General features: G+C 53.8%; 16 protein-coding genes. 2 read left to right on the plus strand and 14 right to left on the minus strand.

Annotated elements, in window-relative coordinates; all coding sequences use genetic code 11:
• Positions 1 to 8 precede the first annotated feature (8 nt).
• The 7 genes from P3339_RS01255 to P3339_RS01285 are packed head-to-tail and all read right to left on the minus strand — an operon-like array spanning position 9 to position 7,307.
• Positions 9 to 998 (minus strand): DUF58 domain-containing protein, encoded by a 990-nt coding sequence (locus P3339_RS01255; protein ID WP_282952184.1) that lies wholly within the window; start codon positions 996 to 998, stop codon positions 9 to 11.
• The gene (locus P3339_RS01260) at positions 995 to 1,999 is read right to left on the minus strand and encodes an AAA family ATPase (RefSeq protein WP_020414147.1); all 1,005 of its coding nucleotides are present in this window, start codon (positions 1,997 to 1,999) and stop codon (positions 995 to 997) included. Before P3339_RS01260 ends, P3339_RS01255 begins: the two co-directional genes overlap by 4 nt.
• Entirely contained in the window at positions 1,996 to 3,315 is a 1,320-nt protein-coding gene (locus tag P3339_RS01265) for a DUF4350 domain-containing protein (RefSeq protein ID WP_282952185.1), read from the minus strand. Before P3339_RS01265 ends, P3339_RS01260 begins: the two co-directional genes overlap by 4 nt.
• The gene (locus tag P3339_RS01270; protein ID WP_282952186.1) at positions 3,305 to 4,882 is read right to left on the minus strand and encodes a DUF4129 domain-containing protein; all 1,578 of its coding nucleotides are present in this window, start codon (positions 4,880 to 4,882) and stop codon (positions 3,305 to 3,307) included. Before P3339_RS01270 ends, P3339_RS01265 begins: the two co-directional genes overlap by 11 nt.
• Positions 4,872 to 5,843 carry a stage II sporulation protein M gene (locus P3339_RS01275; RefSeq protein WP_282952187.1) on the minus strand — a complete coding sequence of 324 codons (972 nt, stop codon included), beginning with the start codon at positions 5,841 to 5,843 and terminating at the stop codon, positions 4,872 to 4,874. Before P3339_RS01275 ends, P3339_RS01270 begins: the two co-directional genes overlap by 11 nt.
• A 6-nt stretch (positions 5,844 to 5,849) precedes the next feature.
• The gene (locus P3339_RS01280; protein ID WP_282952188.1) at positions 5,850 to 6,533 is read right to left on the minus strand and encodes an RDD family protein; all 684 of its coding nucleotides are present in this window, start codon (positions 6,531 to 6,533) and stop codon (positions 5,850 to 5,852) included.
• Positions 6,534 to 6,560: 27 nt separating this feature from the next.
• Positions 6,561 to 7,307 carry a hypothetical protein gene (locus P3339_RS01285; protein WP_282952189.1) on the minus strand — a complete coding sequence of 249 codons (747 nt, stop codon included), beginning with the start codon at positions 7,305 to 7,307 and terminating at the stop codon, positions 6,561 to 6,563.
• Positions 7,308 to 7,473: 166 nt separating this feature from the next.
• Between P3339_RS01285 and P3339_RS01290 the strand changes: the two genes are divergently transcribed.
• Positions 7,474 to 8,091 carry a DUF2939 domain-containing protein gene (locus P3339_RS01290; protein ID WP_282952190.1) on the plus strand — a complete coding sequence of 206 codons (618 nt, stop codon included), beginning with the start codon at positions 7,474 to 7,476 and terminating at the stop codon, positions 8,089 to 8,091.
• A 2-nt stretch (positions 8,092 to 8,093) separates the two neighbouring features.
• Positions 8,094 to 8,411, plus strand: a complete 318-nt coding sequence (locus tag P3339_RS01295; protein WP_353056873.1) for a DUF2237 family protein — start codon at positions 8,094 to 8,096, stop codon at positions 8,409 to 8,411.
• A 142-nt stretch (positions 8,412 to 8,553) separates the two neighbouring features.
• Here P3339_RS01295 and P3339_RS01300 read toward each other — a convergent pair whose 3' ends face one another.
• From P3339_RS01300 to P3339_RS01330, 7 genes are all read right to left on the minus strand, one after another.
• Entirely contained in the window at positions 8,554 to 9,558 is a 1,005-nt protein-coding gene (locus P3339_RS01300; protein ID WP_020414155.1) for an AgmX/PglI C-terminal domain-containing protein, read from the minus strand.
• A gap of 1 nt (position 9,559) precedes the next feature.
• Entirely contained in the window at positions 9,560 to 10,081 is a 522-nt protein-coding gene (locus P3339_RS01305; RefSeq protein WP_502867313.1) for an ExbD/TolR family protein, read from the minus strand.
• 1 nt (position 10,082) lies between these two features.
• The gene (locus P3339_RS01310; protein WP_020414157.1) at positions 10,083 to 10,610 is read right to left on the minus strand and encodes an ExbD/TolR family protein; all 528 of its coding nucleotides are present in this window, start codon (positions 10,608 to 10,610) and stop codon (positions 10,083 to 10,085) included.
• Positions 10,611 to 10,621: 11 nt separating this feature from the next.
• Positions 10,622 to 11,290, minus strand: coding sequence for a MotA/TolQ/ExbB proton channel family protein (locus P3339_RS01315; RefSeq protein ID WP_252083686.1), 669 nt, complete (start codon positions 11,288 to 11,290; stop codon positions 10,622 to 10,624).
• Positions 11,291 to 11,529: 239 nt separating this feature from the next.
• Entirely contained in the window at positions 11,530 to 11,808 is a 279-nt protein-coding gene (locus tag P3339_RS01320) for a hypothetical protein (protein ID WP_020414159.1), read from the minus strand.
• Entirely contained in the window at positions 11,808 to 12,458 is a 651-nt protein-coding gene (locus P3339_RS01325) for a tetratricopeptide repeat protein (RefSeq protein WP_020414160.1), read from the minus strand. Before P3339_RS01325 ends, P3339_RS01320 begins: the two co-directional genes overlap by 1 nt.
• Positions 12,445 to 13,584: a tetratricopeptide repeat protein gene (locus P3339_RS01330; protein ID WP_282952191.1), complete on the minus strand. Its 1,140-nt coding sequence runs from the start codon at positions 13,582 to 13,584 to the stop codon at positions 12,445 to 12,447. Before P3339_RS01330 ends, P3339_RS01325 begins: the two co-directional genes overlap by 14 nt.
• Between the last annotated feature and the right edge of the window lie 46 nt (positions 13,585 to 13,630).

A 13,630-nucleotide genomic window follows, 5' to 3' on the forward strand; every position in this document is an offset into this window, starting at 1 on the left:
GACATTATTCAGCAGCAGATTGATCGCGTTTTCCCCTTTGACTGGTGGCAGCTGCCCCCAGAGCTGTCTTGGCCTGCGGCGAAGGCGTGCAGACCAACAGCATCTCCCTGCTTAATTGCCACATAGGCGGACAATAATAAACCGTTCAATGCGTGGTCGAAATGACTCAGCCCCCCGTCTTTGGCGCGCATACGTCGACCGCAGTCGAGCATATAGATAATTTCCTGGTCGCGCTCGTCCTGATATTCGCGACTGATCAACTTGCGCAGGCGTGAGCTGGCCCGCCAATCCACCTGGCGTTGGCTGTCACCCTGGCGGTATTCACGCAATTGGCGAAAGTCCATGCCCTCTCCACGGCGCTGTTGCTGGTGCAAACCGAGCATACGCAGGGTCTGCTCTGTGGAAAGGGCCTGCAATGAGGAGATACCGAGAAAGTTGGGGTAAACCTTTACTGACTGCTCTCGACCCAGCCATAGTCGGGTTTGCCACAGGCCCCAAGGGGAATCAGCGAGGATCTCTATCCGACCGAAATTGGCACTACCACGGCGATGCGGTACCAGGGAGTATTCAACAGAGACCTCCTGTTCCGGCTGTAACTTTGCCCTCCGCGGTAGACCAGTAGTTGCCAGTTGTTGTGGCACGCTGTCACAGACGGAGAGTTGTAAAGTACGCGGGCCGTTGTTGCGCAATTTCAAGCGTGCGCTGTTGCGCACGCCAAGGGCCAGGTTATTTGGCAGCCGGCGTTCGCCCTCAAGCCCGGTGATTCTGCGGCCGGTAAGGAAGTCCAAAAGTGCAGCACCGATCAGCAGAGTCCCGCCTGTCCACCAAGCTATCTCGATCAGTGCCGTTGCTGCGGGTATCCAGATGCGCACAATACTGATCACCAGAGCGGCCAGGCACCAGTAACTGAGGAGTTTCACCAGGCGTTGGCTGGGTCCCGGATGACCATGCTGAATTGGGGCAGTTTGTGCCTCTGTGGCGGCAGCACTTTGGGTCACAGCCGAGGCGCCTCGACACTGTCGACAATCTGCGTCAGGGCGCTGTCAGCGGTTTCACCGTCGATCTCCATATCCGGGGATAAGCTGACACGGTGGCGCATTACCGGAATTGCCATCGCCTTGATATCGTCGGGCAGAACGAACTCGCGTCCCTGCAGCAGGGCGCTGGCGCGGGCCGCTTGTAACAAGCCAATGCTCGCTCTTGGGCCCGCTGGGCTGCGCAGCTGGGTGGCCTCCCGTGTGGCACGAACCAACCGCACTGCATAGTCCAGTACTTGCTGGTCCAAGGCTATCTGGGGGACCAGTGTTTGTAGTTGCTGCAGCTGCTCGATGGTTATTTCACCGGTCGGCTTTTCCTGCAGGCGCTGTTCTATACGCCCACTACTGGCAGCAGCAGCCAGTCGCAGCTCCGCCTCCAGGCTGGGGTAATCGATCAGGACCTTGAGCAGAAAACGGTCGAGTTCCGCCTCTGGCAGAGGGTAGGTGCCCTCCTGCTCGATAGGGTTCTGTGTGGCGAGCACCATAAAGGGGCTGGGGACAGGCAGCGCTGTGCCGTCGATAGTGACCTGTTTCTCCTGCATCACCTCGAGCAGAGCCGCCTGGGTTTTGGCCGGCGCGCGGTTGATTTCGTCTGCCAGCAGCAGATTGGTGAAGACCGGGCCGCGGCGCACTTCGAAGCGACTCTCGCCCATGTTGTACATGGCGTGGCCGGTGACGTCCGCTGGCATCAGGTCTGGGGTGAACTGAATACGGCGGAAACTGCCGCCAAAACAGTTGGCCAGGGTACGTACCAATAGGGTTTTACCGAGGCCGGGCACGCCTTCCAACAGTACATGGCCGGAAGCCAGCAGGGCCACCAATACCTGGTCAACGACTTGTTCCTGGCCAATCAGCAGGCGATTGATATTGTTGCGCAGTAACTGCAGTTGGGCTGAGGCGGCCTGCCAGTCAGGCGTGTCGCGGTGGGTTTGCTGTTCTGGTTGAAGGGTAGTATCGCTCATAGGGCTGCCTCGATTCGCTGCAGATTGCGTATTTGTTCAGTAAAAGTTTCTTCGCTGGTAGCCGGTGAGCCCCACAGGCTGGCGATGATTTTGTGTTCGCTTAGGTCCGTAGCGGCACTGAGTCTCACGGCCAGATTGTGCCGGTCCGTGGAATCGGCATCAGTGGCCCTTAGGAGGCGTAAAAGTTCAGCGCGCCGACCGCGCAATAGCTGTTCGCAGCGATCATGGCGCCAGTAATAGTGGCCACAGGCAGAGATATGTTCCAGCAGGGACCGACGCGCGGTTTCCGGTGCCGGTTGCAGGGGGCCAAAGCGGCGCGCGCGCAATAACAGCCAACCGAGCAGGGCCAGGGCACCGGCGAGGAAAAACTCTGCGGCATACTTGCGCGCCAGGTAACTGAGAGAATCAAAGCGCGGGCGGGTCAGGAAGACAAATTCCCCATTACCTGCTAACAGTTGTAGGAAATAGGCGTGATCGAAGTGTCCTATACGGTGAGATTGCCAGATTTCGCTGTCAGTCAGCAGGGTAATAACTCCGCGGCCACGCTCGAATTGTATAAAGGGCACAGCCTCGTCGTCGCGCCACACCCTGGCCCAGAATACCGGTGCCCCCGCGACAGTATTGTCGTCCAGCCCTGGGTGATAGAGCAGGTGGCTGGCATTAAAATGCAATTGGATCTCGCCACTATTATCTGTGGGTAGATTGACCAAGTCTTCCGGCCCTACATCCGGATTGCGGAGTTTCTTTCCGCTGGTCTCAGCTTTTTTCTCTTCTGGGAAATCGCCTTCGTCAATTCTGCGGTTGTATTCGCGCATGGCTTCGCCAGGGCTCTGTTCAGGGCTCAGCTCTGCGTCCTCTCCGAGCAGCTGTTGTAGAGGGTTGTCGAAGAAGTACTCCCCATGCCCCTCCATGATGGAGACATCCAATGCCTCCAGTAGCCAGTCGCGCTCCTCGCTGCGCTGCTCCTCAAAATCAAAACCCTCCGTGCGTGCCACTACAATGGCATGGCCGCCACTACTCACCCAATCCAGCAGCTCATCCACTCGTTGTGGGTTGTATACCTGGGATGAATCGGAGATAAATAGGGTGGCGTTCGGGGAGAGTTCATTCAATACGGAAATGTTTTCCGCCTGGCGAGGCTCCAATCCTAAAGCTGCCAGGTACTGCTCCGCTGCCAGGAACCAGTTGCGCCTCGCCTCCGGGGCCCAACCGCGGTCCCGCTCTTCGGTGTAGCGCTCAAAAAGCGTTAAAAACCCCCATACCATCAGCGCACAGAGTAGCAGTGGGATACCGATCAACAGACGTTTAACTGTCATTGCGGAATACCTCTTGCCATTCCTGGCACAATGCGCTCATCCGAGCATCGACCGGACTACGGTGGGCATAGGCCAGTTGCTGCCAATCGCTGGTGAGCTGTTGTACAAACTGGCTCAGTGGAGCCGTCACTGAAGGCAGGTCTTCCGCGGGCTCGCTCTGGCGCCGGTGCACCAGCTGGGCACATTCTGCTTCGGTGAGATGATCGCCAAAGTGAAACTGGAAATCCTCAATCAAGTGGGACAGGGTGGCTCGATACAGTAGACCGAGGCCAGCTCGCTGTTCCCCTGTCTGCCACAGGCGCAGCACTTCTGCGCACACATCGTCGGGCAGGCTCGACTGGCGTACATCGAGTCCGAACAGGGTTTCTGGCACGGCGGCTTTTGGCTTGGGTTTGCGCTGCCAGCGCAGACTCTTCAGGATGGTGTCGTGATGGCGCCAGCCCAGGTAGATCACCCCTGCGATTACACCAATCCATAACAGGATCTCGATGATACGGGCAATAGTAGGGCCCCAGCTGGAAGTGGAGGCATTGTCGTCATCAGGAGAGCGGTTTAACAACCACTCAATAAATTCAATCAGCCACTCGGGAATTTTCTGTTCCCTGCTTTCCCTCTCCTTCAGGCGCCAGCCACTGATCTCCTCCACCCGGTGAAAATCCTCGCCTGCGAGAATCTCATCGATGTGCTGTTGCGCTTGCTGAGGTGTCTCCAATGCGTCTGCCTTTATATCCGGTGCTGAAGCCAGGAAGCCGAAGGAGAGCGTAAAAACCAGGAGTAATGCGGCCGAGTTTCCGGTAATGCCGCGTTGACGCGGCCGATGTTCGCGCTGGTGGCGCTGAACCAAATCGCGGAACTGGATTTCAATATCCCAGCCCTCAAGTTCAATACGCCGGCCTATATAAAGACAGAAACCCGAGACGATGTAAAACGGAGCTACCGCTGCCATGATAAACAGGTAGAGCACGTTAGAGATCCACTCCAGTCCCAGAGTTTCGCCTCTAAATATCGGCTGCCAATCGATGTTGGCCGCTATCTGTTCGGGAATAAACAGGTAGATCAGGATAAATGCAGCCACCAGGAAGAACCCCTCCAGGTGGACACCAGTCAACGTCAGCCAGGTGGCGGCGCTGGAATGCTTGCGGTGCAACATGCTGATACGGGTGCTGCGCGCTTTGCCACTGGATTGTTCTAATACGGTGACTGGCAGATCAAAAGAGCGGGTTGGGCTCAGGCGGCGCAGGGTAATCCAAAGCAGCCAGTCGTGACGGTTCTGCGTGAAAAACTGTTTGAGAGCGGCCGAGGCCGATATCGGTGAGCCGAATAGGGCGCGGCTGATCATAAACAAAGGCAGGCGATCGAAAACCGGTTTAAGCCACCACACAGCAAACATCGACCAACCGGGAGCACCGGGAAATAGCATTGCCAGTGCACCCATTAACAGGGCGGCCGGTAGCAGCCACACCAGGAATAAAGGCAGCCAATATTTTCTCGCCAGCGCCGTCCCCAGGTCGATGGATTCCCACTGAGAGCGTAGGCGCGCCTGCACAGCCAGGTTTTTAACCTGCATTGTTTTCCTCCCTGCGCCCAGCCAGGGTGAAGTAAGCAAAAACCAGTAACCACAGCAGGCCGCCGACACCCAGCTTGATACTGATCGGAGTCGCCGTACTGGATGACCAAAAGGCCTCGAGGAAGGCGGCAATGACCAGCATCAAGAAGGTGCCATACATGATTTTCATTGCCTCGATACTGGCCAGGCGCAGGGCTACAGCACGACGGTGTTGCCCTGGGTCTACCAGTGATCGGCCGAGAAGCAGACCGGCGGCACCGGCCAGGACTATGGCGGTTAGTTCAAAGGCGCCGTGGCCGATCACAAAAGGATAAAAAGTGGAGACAAAGCCGACCCGCGTTATGTGGCCGAAAACCGCGCCGAGATAGACACCGTTGAAAACCAGGAAAAAAATGGAGCCGAGGCCGAACAGGATGCCACCGGCAAAAGTGCGGAAAGCAATACCGATATTGTTCTTGATATAAAAACCGAACATGGCCAGATCGGTGTCGGAGCCACGCTCGCGACCCAGCACGCGGTTGCCTGGATCGTACATGGACTCCAGGGATAACACGTCCCCCGGTGACATCACTGCATAAATCAGTGCGTCGTTATTGTAGGTGCCGATGCCCATTACCAGTGCTGGCAGCAGGAACAGGGCACTGGCCAGTGCTACGACTCGGCCGTTGGCGCGCACTGCCTGGGGGAAGCCCGACAGTAAGTAGTGCAGCCAGCCTTTGCGACGCAGGGTCTGCTGGCGGTAGACCTGGTGATGGGCTGCCATTACCAGCTGGTTGAGGTGGTCAATTAGACGGTTGGAGTATTGTCGCTCCTTGGCCACCGCCAGCTGTTGGCATAAATCGCGATAGGCTGCGGGTAGGTCCAGTGTGGCTGCATCAGTATTTTTGCCACTGCCTTTTAACCAGGTTTCCAATTGCACCCAGCTATCGCGATAGCGGTTTTCGAAGTCTCTCTGTCGCATAAATCGTTAGCCCCTGCCACCCAATAGCCAACTGCCTACTGAGCGCAGATAACCCAGCGCGGCGCCATCCCTCTTATGGGTAATGGGTTCGAGTAAATTGGCGAGCTCCTGTTGGCGGGCTTCACTGAGGTCATTGTGGCGTTCCAACAGGCTGACCAGGGCCCGTTGATCTTGTTGTTTTAGGTTGCGTGGTGGCGGCACAGGTGAGCTGTCCGGCAGGGCTATGGGTGCCTTGTCCTCTTCCCGGTAGACAACCAGGGTGCCCGCAGCCAAGTCGCCGAGGCGTTGGAAGTGTCGCCCAATCGTCATGGCGATAACACCGGTAGCATAGGCAAAGGGGAGAAAATCAGCAAAGCGCAGCAGGTTGCGCACTATGGAGGCGCCCCAGGAAATAGGCGTCAGGTTGTCGTTTACCACTATCAGACCAAAGGCTTTTTTCCCCGGTGTCTGACCGCCGCGCAGCACTTCAAAAAATACCGGGTAGAACCACTCCAACAGGAAGGAGCAAACGAGCCAGATACCAATGCCTGCCGTATCGGCAAAGGCCAGGGCTATACCGAGCCCAGCCAGTATCAATGTGCGATAAAACAAATCCACCGCAAAGGCGAGAATTCGCGGCACGGGCCCCGCGGCCCGTGCACGCAAGTCGATTCCCTCGGGGGTTTCGACGTTGTAGGTGGTATCCAGCAAGCCACCGCTCCTGTCAGGTCGAATGGATTATGCCCCTTGGGGGCCGCCAAAGACTTTGCGATAGGCGACGCCGTATGCAATAGAAGCCAGCGGTATAGCCCAGATCAGACCTATCAACAGTGCCAGACCACCCGCAATGTAGATAAGAAGCAATACGATAAAGAAACCTAAAAAAGCAAACCAGTTTTTAGTAATGGCTTTGCGGGAGGCTTCCAGAGCTTTCCAGGGCCCCAGATTTTGATCTATTACCAGGGGGAGAGCCATCATGTAGGCAACAGCCAGATAAATTCCCGGAATCACCAGCAAAAGGAAACCAATACCCATCAGGATACTCATGATGATGTAAGTCACACACAAGGGCACTATTTTGTCGAAGTGGGCGAAGACTTCGGTACCAGAGGTCTCTTCTTTACGAGCGATCTTGATGCCCACCATCATCATCCCCACAACCAGAGGAACCCCTACGATTGCAGTGATCAGGTTATAAATGATTGTTGATGAGAGAGAAGCGTTGCCGGCCTCTACTGGATCAAATGCCGGGTAACCAGTAAGAAGGCCGGCAACAAAACTGATTGCAGCAATTGCGATGACATAGAGAATAATGGCAAACCATACTGTGCGCTTCTTGCCTTTCGATAGCTGCCAGCCCTCGCTGATGGCTTCACCAATAGAAAATGAATAATCCCCGGCAATGCCTTTCTCAAGTGATCCAGAGTCGCTAGTTCCACCCTCTCCAGCAAGCTCGGCCTCGGGAGCTTTGTAGATATCACTCATCCTTATATTGTCCTCATTAAAGGTTTATTTTGTAGGCGTGCAGAGTCTTGGATGCGAATATCTCACAGGCGCGATGTGGGAACAATGCCACGCCAGCACAGTGGCGGATTAGGTGATGAACCTTTCTCAGCATAAAATCGACTTATAGGTTGAGAGGAAGGTGATAATGAAGAAAACACTGTGGTCTGGGGCTGTGGTACTGGTGCTGCTGATTGCGGGTTACGTGATGTTGCCCTTTTATGCGCTCGAACAGCTGCAGCGGGCAGCTCAGATGGCTGTGGCAGATGAGCCTGAGACAAGGCGAGAGAGTATTGATACCTTGGAACGCTATGTGGATTTTCCGGTATTACGTGACAATTTAAAGCTTCGCCTGCAAAGTCAGCTGCGCTCCTCCATTGGCAATTCGATACCACAGGAATTTGATGAACTGGTGACTGCTGGGGCCAATTTCTTTATGGGGCCATTGCTGCAACAGTTTATTACCCCGGAAGGTGTTGCCAGATTACTGCGTGGTGGTGAGGACTTGCAGGCTTTTGAGCGGGAGCTGTTCGCCCAGGATTCTCAGCAAGAGGCTGCCCCTGTCCTGGAAAATGACCAGGAAACAGGTGGCACTTCCAATAGTAGCTGGCAACGCATGAGCTGGCGCTTTACTGATATCAATCACCTGAGTGCCGAGTATGGCGAGAACGATCGCGCCGAATTACGTGTGCTTATGCAGCGCAATGGGCTGCACTGGCAGTTGGTGGATATCGAACTAATCAGTGACCAGGGCCGGGAGGGTTAATTATGGAAATGGACAGCTCGGTTAATGTATTCGGTGACCCCTTAGTTCCTTGTAGCCTGGAGCCGACGACCGGTTTTTTTCGCGATGGCTGCTGCAACACCTGTAAAGAGGATCAAGGCTCCCACACGGTTTGTGTGGAAGTGAATGATGAGTTCTTGGCGTTTTCCCGCAGCCGTGGCAACGACCTGAGTACACCGATTGAGGAGTACGGGTTTCCGGGATTGGCTCCGGGAGATCGCTGGTGCCTGTGCGCCGCCCGCTGGTTGGAGGCCCAGCAGCAGGATAGGGCACCGAGAGTTTTTTACAGCGTACCCATGTGAAAGCTCTGAAGATAGTACCTCTACATCTACTGCGACAATACGCTGCAGATTTGAATTAATCAGTGCGTAAGAGAAATTGGCACAGCGGACAAGCTTTAAAGGTTTGCTGCGTTGTGCCAATGTCATTTATCCATAATCCCGATCAGGATGGCAGGAAGTCGATAGAGTAATTGCGGGTTGTGGCTTTAACATCCGCAGCACCAAAGTTAATCATACGGATTCTCGCCAGCAGCTTGCGCTCCAGGGCGGGGTTGTCCAGCTCACTCTCTATCAACTTGATGGACGAAATAGTGCCGTTTGCTTCAATGACCAGCTGCACGGTAATTTTACCCTGCAGGGTGGGATCACGGCGTAAGGCACGATCGTAGATCGCATTGATTGCCGCCTTGTTGGCCTCCATTATGCCGCGAATGGCATTGTCGGTTCGCGCCAACTTCTCACCCCTGACTCTCCTGGCTGCCTGCTTGGCGGAGCCCTTCGCCTGGGCCTGCTCAACCCGAGTGGTTTGTCGGCCCGCCAGTGAGACGCCTCCCGTGTCAGTGCTGATGCTCCCGGCCCTGACACCGCCGCTCGAAGTTTTGGATTTGTCGCTGATCATATTGCGCTGTGTTTGTGCGGCAGTGGCGTTACCGGCACTGAGCTGACCGCGGGTAACCTCACCCGTGTTAAAACTCTCACGCATATCCAATAGATCGTCGGCCAGGGCGTTGATGCCGCTGCTCGCCGCTTTTTCCCGCGCCTTTTGTATAGTGGCAACAGGGGGTGCCTCTACTTTGCTGGGCTCGGGTTTGGGAGCCGGTTTCGGCTTTTCCTTCTCGACTTTTTTTGGTTCCGGTTTTTCTTTGGGCTTCTCTGCCTCAGGCTTTTTTTCCTCAGGCTTCGGTTTGGCCTTGGGTTTGGGCTTAGGCTTTGGGAGTTCCTTCTTCTCCAGGATAACCTTGGCCAGTTGTGGTGGCACTCGTTCTGCCTGTTCTCGGGTTAGCTCCGGCACTGGAGCAAAGGTAATGACGGAACCACAAACGGCGAAGACAATAAGCCCTGCACGCAGGAATTTTACAAAGCGCTGGTCTTCCTGGTTGGAAGCAGACCAGGGCAACAGGGTTTCCTGTAGTTGCCAGGGGGCATAGCGGCTGGTTGCAGTGCTCATATCAGCTTTCCACCCCCGCAGGATCTATTGGTGCTGTCTGCTCTACAGCAAAAGAGATATCGCGGTAATCTGCCTGGGCGCAGGTCTGCATAATCTGTTTGAGTAACGCATAGGGAACCTGCTCGTCGCCCATAATGGTGACCGAGCGTCCCCTTTGCTTTTGCTCGTCGCTGAGTTCACCGGCGCGTTCGGCACGGTACTCCAGTTCCTTCAAGAGGGGTTCAATATTTTCCTTACCAGCATCAATATTATTAATGCCCACGATCATGCGATCACCAACGAATAGTTGCTGGTTATTGACTCTCACAACCGTAGTGACCTCCGGCTTATGCTGGGAAGTGGACTTGGGTAGCTTGATGGTTTTGTCTGTTTGCAAAACCTGTACATCGCTAGTGGAGTTCACCAACAGGAAAAATACCAGGATGGTGAAAATGTCCATTAGAGAAACCAGATTGAGCTTCGATTGCTGTCGTTTCTGTCGCTGACGCCGCTCCTGTAATTTGGCGGCTGCGTTAAGCATCATTTTATTTCCCCGCTACGGTTGTTTGCTGGGGGGCATCGCCCAGGGAAATCTGTGGGAACAACTCGGCATCGACGACTGATGCGGCAACTACTGCTCGATAACTGCGTGCGGTATCCATTGCTGCCACCAGGGTTTTATAGGATGTACCTTTTTCCGAAAGAATGACCAAGTCGTCTTTCTCGATGGATTTTTCCCTTAAGTTACGCTTTATCTGCTGCAGTATCAGGGAAACAGTTTCCATATCTGGTTCACCATCGGTATTCTCCACTCGCCTGACTAGTTGCCCGGCCGGGTAATTGATATCAACATGTGCGGTGCGTAATACCAGTTCCAACTGTCGATTTTCCTGTTCAGTTGCACTACTGCTTCCATCACTGATGCCAGGAAGATTGAGTTTTAAAACTGAAATATGGGAAAACACCATATTGAGCAGTAGTACAGGAACCAGGATAGTCATCAGGCTCATAAAAGAGGTGATGTCCAGCTCTGCTTCCTCGTGTCCACGGCGACGAATATTTAATTTCAACATGGCGAGAGCCCTCAGGCATTCACTGCGCGCTGCTGTTCCGTTTTTTGTGGGCGGCCCATAGTCAACAGGTTTAGGAACTTTACTCCGGCCATCTGCAGGCTATCTACAATTTCATTGGTCTTGTTTTGTAGCATGGAATTAAATAGCAGAAGGGGAATTGCTGAGATAAGCCCGAATGCGGTGGTATTCATTGCTACGGAGATGCTGGTAGACAACATAGTGGCTTTTTCCGCAGGGTCGGCAGCGGCTACAGCGGTGAATGCTGCGATAAGGCCCATAATGGTGCCTAACAAACCGAGTAGGGTAGCAATATTGGCCAGGGTAGCCAGGTAGTTGGTGCGCTTTTCCAGGCGCGGTACTGCTTCGAGGATGCCCTCTTCGATTGCCAATGCAATATTTTCTTCGCGCTTGGCGAATTGCAGGGTATTAATACCGGCGGCGGCAATGCGACCCATCGCAGCATCGTTGTCCCGGGCCAGTTGTAATACATTCTGGTAACTGCGTTTTTGTAGCAGTGGTAATACCTGCAGATAAGCGCGGCGATTGGCGCTCTTAGCGCGGGAAAGAAAAATCCAGCGTTCCACTACCATGGCGAGGCCGATAACCAGCACCAGGGCAATAGGGTACATAAAAGGGCCGCCAGTCTGGAAAAAGCGCAATAACGCCTGAGTAAATTCCATGATGAGTGTCTCCACAGAAGTAAGTGTTTAATTAGCGATATTTTTTTGCCAAACGGCCATTCCATGGACATCGGACATGATACTGATGAATATTGTGGGGCCTGATGAGGGCTCGACAATCATCTCCTGATAAGTGAAATACCTGTGGTGGCTTATCCCTGCTCCACTGGAGTGCTGAGTTTCAGCAAAAAAGCACGATTACATTAGTTTGTGGTGCTTGATGAGTATTATTATTTTTTCTATTCATTTTTTGCTTCAATAACCGGCTTGGCACTGAGCAGTTGAATTTCCCGTTTCAATTCTGAGAACTCCTGGTGCTTGAAAACGGTATTAAAATTTTGAGCCAGAGAACTATCAAGGCGCTGCAGGCTGTCGGCTTGCTTCCAAGGGATGATATACAGCACCTTGGGCTGTTCCTGGCTGCCGATTACCGTGGATTCCAATGTGGTGATTTCTTCGGCACGGGCGGTGAAGCAGGTGCATATTACGGACATTAGAATGATTAATTTATCTCGCATCAGAGTCTACGCTCCAGTTCCAGTATCCAAGCGCCGAGTAATTTGTCTTCTTGTTCTCGACTGCTCTGGGCCAAACGGTATTGCTGTAATGCCTCTTCCGGCCTGTTTAGATAGAGGTCATAGAGAATACCCAGATTGCGGTGCGCATCGCTAAAGTCGGGCCAAAGGTTCAGCGCCTGCAGGTAGCACTGTTCGGCCTCTTCGAAACGGCCAGCGTCGCGTAGTAGTGCAGCCAACTGATTCCAGGCAAATACATTACCGTCATTGACCTCAATCGCCTTGCGAAAGCTATTTTCCGCATTCTCGGCCTGTTCACTTTTCTGCTGTACTATCCCGAGGTTTAGCCAGGGGCCAGAGAGCTCTGGCCAGCGTTCAATGACCTGCTGTAGCTGCTGCACTGCGGTTGAGCTATCTCCGTTGTTAAAGCTCTCGTGTGCCTGAGCCATAGCGACGCTGGCCTCTTTGGGAACCCGCTTGGCATCCGCCAAATAGGGGTTTTCGGTAATTACATGCTCAATTGAGGCGTCCTTCTGTTGAGCATTTTTACCAAGTGGAAGGCTGCCACAGGCGCTGAGTGTCGCCAGAATCAGTAGTGTTGCTGTGAGGCGAAAAATACCACTGGGGCAATTGCGCAAATCAATGCAGTGCATGGCTCCACTCCAGGGTTGCTTCCGGTTTTTTGTAGCGTGCGGGTAACAGTTCGCCGAGTGAGGCAAAACTACGTTTGACCCAGTCGTCGTAAATTCCATCACTGGTGCGCTGAATATTGGCCTGATGCAGCTCTATAGCCTTTTCCTCGAAGGGGAAGGCCTGCTCTTCCAGTAGGATTTCGTACTGCTCCAACTCAAGGTCATTCAGGTTTTTGGGGCGTTGAGATTCCATCAGGTCATGGCTGAGCTGTCGATAAACTTCAGCTAAACGGAAATTGGCCTGGGTGGTGAATTCCGCAATTTCCAGCTCGAGAACCTTGCGATAATCGGCCACGGTGGTTTTCATCGCGCGCTTTTTATTGGCGAGACTGGTTTTTAGCGGCAAGTGCAATTTTAATGAAGCGAATTTTTCATAGCTCTGCTCTGCCAATGCGCTTTGGGAATAAGCGGACAGGTAGCGGCCCCGAGGGGATTTTTCTGAATTTTTTGCTAATTGCTGTAGCCAATAATTCTGTTTATTAGGTTGATTGGTTTGCCCGTACAGTTGCACTAACTGATATTGCGCTTCCAGACGTTGTTCAACAGGCTTTGGCCAGAGCTTGTTGTAGTTACGGTAACTCTCAATGGCACCTTGATGCTCACCTGCTTTTTGCAGGCTTTCCGCCGCGAGGAATAAGGATTGGCGACGTACTTCTCGGTCGGGGTCATTTTGTGCAAGTTGCAGTAATTCGCCGGCCGCAGCGGCAGGCATTTTCAAGGCTTCAAAAATAACTACCGCCTTGGCGGCGAGGGTAGGTGCCAGCTGATGTGCAGGATAGAAACTCCGGAAGTCAGCAAGTTCAGCACTGGCACGCTGCCAGTGCTGTAATTCCATCAGGTAATTGATCGCGTCATACTGGGCGGTGGCTGCAATTTCGCTGCGTCCACTCTCCCTGATTCGCAGCAGGTGGCGCAACGCCTCCTCACTGGGAATTTCTCTGCCATCCTCGGTGAGTGCTGGTTGCGCAAGTGCCAACTCTGCCTGCCGATAGATGGAAAGTTGAAGTTGCTTGCGTGTGTCCTCGCGCAAATGGCTATCCTTAGGCTGTATATTCAGCGCACGGGTATAGGCTTCTTCCGCAGCCATATAATCTTTCATTGAAAAGTGACTGTGAGCCAGGATCATCGCGATA

Source organism: Microbulbifer sp. MLAF003, assembly GCF_030012965.1.
Taxonomy (GTDB): Bacteria; Pseudomonadota; Gammaproteobacteria; order Pseudomonadales; family Cellvibrionaceae; genus Microbulbifer; species Microbulbifer variabilis.

Bases quoted from the DNA above. Each gene is read 5' to 3' on its own strand.
- P3339_RS01260 (WP_020414147.1), bottom strand. From the start codon at position 1,999: ATGAGCGATACTACCCTTCAACCAGAACAGCAAACCCACCGCGACACG.
- P3339_RS01265 (WP_282952185.1), bottom strand. From the start codon at position 3,315: ATGACAGTTAAACGTCTGTTGATCGGTATCCCACTGCTACTCTGTGCG.
- P3339_RS01270 (WP_282952186.1), bottom strand. From the start codon at position 4,882: ATGCAGGTTAAAAACCTGGCTGTGCAGGCGCGCCTACGCTCTCAGTGG.
- P3339_RS01275 (WP_282952187.1), bottom strand. From the start codon at position 5,843: ATGCGACAGAGAGACTTCGAAAACCGCTATCGCGATAGCTGGGTGCAA.
- P3339_RS01285 (WP_282952189.1), bottom strand. From the start codon at position 7,307: ATGAGTGATATCTACAAAGCTCCCGAGGCCGAGCTTGCTGGAGAGGGT.
- P3339_RS01290 (WP_282952190.1), top strand. From the start codon at position 7,474: ATGAAGAAAACACTGTGGTCTGGGGCTGTGGTACTGGTGCTGCTGATT.
- P3339_RS01295 (WP_353056873.1), top strand. From the start codon at position 8,094: ATGGAAATGGACAGCTCGGTTAATGTATTCGGTGACCCCTTAGTTCCT.
- P3339_RS01300 (WP_020414155.1), bottom strand. From the start codon at position 9,558: ATGAGCACTGCAACCAGCCGCTATGCCCCCTGGCAACTACAGGAAACC.
- P3339_RS01305 (WP_502867313.1), bottom strand. From the start codon at position 10,081: ATGATGCTTAACGCAGCCGCCAAATTACAGGAGCGGCGTCAGCGACAG.
- P3339_RS01310 (WP_020414157.1), bottom strand. From the start codon at position 10,610: ATGTTGAAATTAAATATTCGTCGCCGTGGACACGAGGAAGCAGAGCTG.
- P3339_RS01315 (WP_252083686.1), bottom strand. From the start codon at position 11,290: ATGGAATTTACTCAGGCGTTATTGCGCTTTTTCCAGACTGGCGGCCCT.
- P3339_RS01320 (WP_020414159.1), bottom strand. From the start codon at position 11,808: ATGCGAGATAAATTAATCATTCTAATGTCCGTAATATGCACCTGCTTC.
- P3339_RS01325 (WP_020414160.1), bottom strand. From the start codon at position 12,458: ATGCACTGCATTGATTTGCGCAATTGCCCCAGTGGTATTTTTCGCCTC.
- P3339_RS01330 (WP_282952191.1), bottom strand. From the start codon at position 13,584: ATGGCTGCGGAAGAAGCCTATACCCGTGCGCTGAATATACAGCCTAAG.